Origin of the sequence: Halobacillus sp. BBL2006 (genome assembly GCF_000786645.1) — a bacterium.
Classification (GTDB): Bacteria; Bacillota; Bacilli; order Bacillales; family Halobacillaceae; genus Halobacillus.
In genome coordinates, this window is sequence record NZ_JRNX01000043.1 from 1 (window position 1) to 5,893 (window position 5,893).

Consider the following 5,893-nt stretch of genomic DNA (forward strand, 5'->3'; position numbering starts at 1 on the left):
ATCCTTCCAAGCCTGGATATATTAAACCCGTCCGTGTGTTTTAACATTATGCAATAAAGCAGGTGAGTATATTGGAAATGGTCCGTCTATCCCATGATTCAATGACTGAAGACCTTGCTCTTGAACCTAGTGTCACAGCGGTCGGTTTTTTCGACGGCATCCATAAAGGGCACCAAAAAGTTATTGGAGCCGCCAAAGAAAAGGCACGTGAGCTGGGGTTGAAATGTGCTGTTATGACGTTTGATCCTCATCCTTCAGTCGTATTGAAAAAAGGCAAGCAACAAGCCCACTACATTACACCTCTTTCTGAGAAAGAAGATATCTTAGAAAGTTTAGGGGTGGATTATCTCTTTGTTATTACATTTAATACATCGCTCGCAACATTATCTCCGCAACAGTTCGTTGATGATTTTTTTGTTGGTCTTAAAATAAAGCATGTTGTTGCCGGGTTTGACTTCAGTTACGGTCATAAAGGGAAGGGCTCGATGGAGGACCTCCCGAAGTACGCGAGAGGACGCTTCAGTCAGACAGTGATACCGAAGGTCGAGAAAAATGAAGAAAAAGTGAGTTCAACAAGAGTTCGGACCTTGCTAGATAAAGGGGAGGTAGACAAAGCTAATGATTTGCTTGGTCGTTCCTACTCTGTTAAAGGAATTGTAGGCAAAGGTGACCAGCGAGGACGAACAATTGGATATCCGACTGCTAATGTTGAGATTAAGGAAAATTATTACCTCCCAAAAGTAGGGGTATACGCAGTTCAAGTACAATATGATGGTGAGCAATACTATGGTATGGCCAATTTAGGTTATAAGCCAACCTTTGTGAAGGAAGCAGAAAAGCCTAGCCTTGAAGTCCATTTATTTGATATCAACAAAGATTTATACAATCAATCATTGACCGTATTTTTCCTTCAGTTGATCAGAGATGAAAAGAAGTTCGAGGGTGTTGCTCAAGTCAAGGAACAGTTGGAACATGATGAAGCTCATATACGTGAGTTTTTTCGCATAGGATGAACGTTACCCTTGCATTTTCCTCTTAAAAATTGTACGCTTTAATATGGAACCTTCGCTTGGCGGAACGAAACTCCGACGTCCGCTCGGGGAAAGGGAATTCTAAATATTTACAGGAGGTGTAGCTATTATGGCTATCACACAAGAACGTAAACAGGAACTAATCAATGAGTACAAAACTCATGAGAACGACACAGGATCTCCAGAAGTACAGATCGCTGTACTAACTGAGCAAATCACGACTTTGAATGACCACCTACGTACACACAAACAGGATCACCATTCTCGTCGCGGCTTGCTTAAAATGGTAGGTAAGCGTCGTAACCTATTGAACTACCTTCGTAATAAAGACATTACACGTTACCGTGAGTTAATTAAAAGCCTTGGCTTGCGTCGTTAATGTATGGGAAAAAGCGGGAGTATTCCCGCTTTTTCTGTATGTTTACATACATAAGGGTGTAAACTGAAACTAGACCCTTGGAATGTACAAGAGAGTTATTTGAGAGGAGTTAGGTTCTTTATGGCAGAAGAAAAACAAGTGTTTTCAATTGATGTTGCCGGGCGCACATTTACTGTTGAAATCGGTGAATTAGCAAAACAAGCTAATGGAGCAGCCCTGATTCATTATGGAGATACAACCGTTCTATCAACCGCTACCGGTTCAAAGGAACCAAAGGATTTACCATTTTTTCCTTTGACAGTAAATTATGAAGAGCGCCTGTACGCAGTAGGTAAAATCCCAGGGGGTTTTATTAAGCGTGAAGGACGCCCGAGTGATAAAGCGGTGCTTGCATCACGTCTTATCGATCGTCCACTTCGACCGTTGTTCCCGGAAGGTTTCCGGAATGATGTTCAAGTTATCAGCTCTGTGATGAGTGTAGATCAGGATTGCTCATCAGAAATGGCAGCAATGCTTGGGTCATCCATTTCTTTAGGAGTGTCTAATATTCCATTTGACGGACCGATTGCCGGTGTTATTGTAGGTCGTGTTGATGGAGAGTTTGTCATCAACCCAACGGTTGAGCAACAGGAAAAAAGTGATATCGACTTAACTGTAGCTGGAACAAAAGACGCGATTAATATGGTTGAAGCAGGAGCTCAGGAGGTTCCTGAAGCGGACATGCTTGAAGCCATCATGTTCGGACATGAAGAAATTAAACGATTAGTCGCGTTCCAAGAAGAAATCGTGGAAGCAGTCGGCCGTGAAAAAATGGACGTACAGCTTTTTGATCTTGATAAGGAACTGAAAGAAAAAGTTGAAGCAGAAGCCCTTTCTTCCATCGTGTCTGCAATTAAGACAGAAGAGAAAAAAGCACGTGAAGCTGCGATCGATGAAGCAAAACAAGCGGTAGTTGCCTTTTATGAAGAGATGGAAGCAGATGAAGAGACGCTGAAGCAAGTTGGAGCGATACTTGATGACATCGTGAAGACTGAAGTGCGTCGTCTAATCACAAAGGATAAAATCCGTCCCGATGGTCGTGGAGTTGATGAAATCCGTCCATTGACTTCCCGTGTAGGTTTATTGCCACGTACCCATGGATCAGGTCTATTTACTCGTGGACAAACCCAGGCACTCAGTGTGTGTACGCTAGGAGCATTAGGTGATGTTCAGATTCTTGATGGTCTTGACCTGGAAGAATCCAAACGCTTTATGCACCATTATAATTTCCCGAAATTCTCCGTAGGGGAGACTGGGCCGATCCGCGGACCAGGACGTCGTGAAATTGGCCACGGTGCTTTAGGCGAACGTGCCCTTGAAGTCGTCATTCCATCAGAAAACGAATTTCCTTACACCATTCGTCTCGTTTCTGAGGTATTGGAATCGAACGGTTCAACATCTCAAGCAAGTATTTGTGCAAGTACACTTGCAATGATGGATGCAGGTGTGCCAATCAAAGCTCCTGTAGCAGGTATTGCAATGGGTCTTGTTAAATCAGGAGAAGATTACACGATCTTAACTGACATCCAAGGGATGGAAGATGCTCTTGGCGACATGGACTTCAAAGTAGCAGGAACAGCTAAAGGTGTTACTGCGTTGCAAATGGATATTAAAGTGGAAGGTTTATCACGTGAAATTCTTCAAGAAGCTCTGGAACAAGCGAAAAAAGGCCGGATGGAAATTTTAGGTCATATGCTTGAAACTATTCCAGAAACACGCAATGAACTTTCACGTTATGCACCGAAAATCATGACAATGAAAATTAACCCAGACAAAATCCGTGATGTCATTGGACCGAGCGGAAAACAAATCAATCAAATCATTGATGACACTGGTGTTAAAATTGACATTGAACAGGACGGTACTGTCTTTATTTCTTCTACAGACGCTGCGATGAATGCTTCAGCGCAAAAGATCATTGAAGACATTGTCCGTGAAGTGGAAGTCGGTGAAGTTTACGATGGAAAAGTCAAGCGAATTGAAAAATTCGGAGCTTTCGTTGAATTATTTAAAGGGAAAGAAGGACTTGTTCACATTTCCGAAATGGCTGAAGAGCGTATTGGTAAAGTGGAAGATATCGTTTCTATTGGCGACACCTTAAAAGTTAAGGTCAAAGAAATTGATAACCAAGGCCGAATTAACCTTTCTCGTAAAGCCGTCATTATTGATGAGAAGAAGAAAGAAGAAGCAAATACAGAACAATAACGGTACATCAGATCGATGCTTTCAATAGGATCGATCTGAACCATGAGAAAAGAAACTGGCTTGCCAGTCTCTTTTTTTTTGCCTCGAATTGGTCTAATGAACCTTTGTCCTCCATAGACTTTCATTAGGAGTGGATGTTTATGAGGCTAAAAACGATTATTTTCATAGTAATGATCATTTTCTTCTTAATGGGAATTGGACTGGCTTACATTACAAGTGGACCGAATGATCGTACAGTAAGTCAAAATAAAGATCCATTATACATCAAGATCATCGATAAGAAGGATGAATATGAATGGAAAGCTCAAGACGCGAGGATTGATTCTGTTTGGAAAAAAACACCTGGAATCGTAGGTAGAAAAGTCGATGTTGAAGCCTCTTATAAGAAAATGAAGAAAAAAGGGAAGTTTGATTCGAATCTTTTTGTGTACAAGCTGATTCAGCCAAAGGTATCACTTAATGACCTTCCAGCTTCTCCAATATATAGAGGGCACCCTGATAAAAAAATGGTTTCCTTCCTAATTAATGTGTCTTGGGGAGAAGAGTACTTACCAGATATGATTGAAACCCTGGCTAAATACCAAGTGAAAGCCACATTTTTTATAGATGGCGCATTTGCTAATGATTTTACTGATCTTGTTCAAATGATCGAAGAGCAAGGTCATACGATTGGCAGTCACGGCTATAAACATAAAGATATGGGGAAGATGTCTAAATCTGAAGCAAAAATGAATTTAGAACAGGCGGATGAACTGTTATTTGCGCTGACTAAGACAAAAATTAAATATTTTGCTCCACCTTCTGGCAGTTTCAATCAAATGACTGTAGAAGCAGCTGATGATTTGGGGATGGAAACCATCCTCTGGACAGTGGACACCATTGATTGGCAGAAACCAACGAAGGATGTACTTCTTCAACGGGTTATGGGAAAACTTCATAATGGCGCAACGATTCTCATGCACCCAACAGAAGTGACGGCATCTAGTTTACCAGAATTGATCGAGCGCATTAAAAAGGAAGGATATCGGATTGGGGCACTTCCTGTTTTCCTGAGTGAAGAACGGTGACAAGGGGACGGTTAAATGAGACTAAAATCATTGGCCAAAAAAGAAGTAATTGACATAGAAAATGGCACTAAGCTTGGAGTTCTTGGTAAAGCGGATCTTATTATAGAACCTGAAAGTGGAAAGATTAAATCCCTTATTATTTTGAATCAAGGCTTTCGAAAGGAACTAGTCATTGACTGGGGGCAAATTACTACCATAGGTGAAGACACGATTTTATTGAGAAAGACATAAGCAGCCACAGCGAATGCTGTGGTTTTTTTATTTGCTTTAAAATCACTAACTTTACGTTGTGGCATAGGATACAAAGAGATATATGATCATAGAAAAAAGGAGACATCCGGCATGTTAACAGGTTATCACGTAGCAGTTATAGGGGGAGATGCCCGGCAAATCGAAATCATCCGTCGTTTAAACGAGTGGAATGCTACCGTATATTTAGCCGGGTTCGATCAATTGAATGAAAGCTTTACCGAAGCGATCGATCTTGACATGGATTCCAAACAAGTGGAGAAGTTAGATGCCATCATTCTTCCAGTAGCCGGGACGGATGATCAAGGTAGAATAGATGGAATTTTTAGCAATCGACTGATCCAACTTGAAGAAAGCTGGCTGAAAAATACCCCAGATCATTGCACTGTTTTTACAGGTATTACTAATCCATATTTAAATGAATTGACCGATAAAGTAAACCGTTCACTCATCCCATTGATGGACCGTGACGATGTTGCTATTTATAATTCTATTCCTACCGTTGAAGGTACTTTACTCCTGGTCATTCAACATACCGATTTTACAATTCACGGATCAGATGTCATTGTTCTTGGACTCGGCCGTGTCGGAATGGGTCTTGCGAGAACGTTCCATCATCTTGGGGCTGATGTATCTGTAGGGGTCAGGTCTACGAAAAGTGCTGCAAGAGTCTTTGAAATGGGTTTGACGCCCATTAATTTAAATGACGTAAAAAATGAAAACATGGAATGCGATATTCTGATAAACACTGTTCCTCATTTGATCGTTGATGCCTCGATAATAAAACAACTTCCTTCTCATGCACTAATTGTTGATCTGGCATCAAAACCAGGAGGTACGGATTTCCAATTCGCTGATAAACGTGGAATAAAAGCGATTCTTGCTCCGGGGCTGCCGGGCATTGTTGCCCCTAAAACGGCGGG

General features: G+C 41.4%; 6 protein-coding genes. All 6 read left to right on the top strand.

What is annotated here, in order from left to right:
- The first annotated feature begins 71 nt into the window (after positions 1-71).
- A complete protein-coding gene (locus LD39_RS01780; protein ID WP_035542258.1) occupies positions 72-1,013 on the top strand; it encodes a bifunctional riboflavin kinase/FAD synthetase in 942 nt (313 codons plus the stop codon).
- A gap of 127 nt (positions 1,014-1,140) precedes the next feature.
- Positions 1,141-1,410: a 30S ribosomal protein S15 gene (gene rpsO, locus LD39_RS01785; RefSeq protein WP_035542261.1), complete on the top strand. Its 270-nt coding sequence runs from the start codon at positions 1,141-1,143 to the stop codon at positions 1,408-1,410.
- Positions 1,411-1,530: 120 nt separating this feature from the next.
- Entirely contained in the window at positions 1,531-3,654 is a 2,124-nt protein-coding gene (gene pnp / locus LD39_RS01790; RefSeq protein ID WP_035542263.1) for a polyribonucleotide nucleotidyltransferase, read from the top strand.
- A gap of 140 nt (positions 3,655-3,794) precedes the next feature.
- Positions 3,795-4,721, top strand: a complete 927-nt coding sequence (locus tag LD39_RS01795) for a polysaccharide deacetylase family protein (RefSeq protein ID WP_035542266.1) — start codon at positions 3,795-3,797, stop codon at positions 4,719-4,721.
- 15 nt (positions 4,722-4,736) lie between these two features.
- Positions 4,737-4,952, top strand: coding sequence for a YlmC/YmxH family sporulation protein (locus LD39_RS01800; protein WP_035542268.1), 216 nt, complete (start codon positions 4,737-4,739; stop codon positions 4,950-4,952).
- Positions 4,953-5,063: 111 nt separating this feature from the next.
- Positions 5,064-5,893: dipicolinic acid synthetase subunit A (gene dpaA / locus LD39_RS01805; protein WP_035542269.1), on the top strand; the 830-nt coding region annotated here is incomplete at its 3' end.